Source organism: Rhizobium sp. SVR5-9E (assembly GCF_056755095.1).
Window position 1 is genome coordinate 1 of record NZ_JBNDHS010000409.1, and the last position, 272, is coordinate 272.

The following is a 272-nucleotide window of genomic DNA, read 5'->3' on the forward strand; positions in this document are numbered from 1 at the left end:
GCTGACGGTCGAGAGCGGAACGAGACCGAAGAGCGTGAAGCCAGGCCCGGTCGAGATGATGCCGAAGGTCGCGACGAGCAGCAGCGTCAGGCTGATGACGACAGTCGTTTTCGAGCCCAGCCAGCGGTCCACATAGCTGGCCGCAAAGCAGCCGAAAATGGCGATGACGTTGAGGATGATACCGTAGATGCCGATCTCGATCGTCGCCCAGCCGAACATGCCGGCCGCAAAGGTGCCGCCGAGGATCAGCAGGCCGTTGACGCCATCCTGAT

At 62.1% G+C, this 272-nt stretch carries 1 pseudogene; it reads right to left on the bottom strand.

What is annotated here, in order from left to right:
• Positions 1–272: pseudogene (locus ACPYOJ_RS35400) on the bottom strand (MFS transporter); the annotation flags it as partial.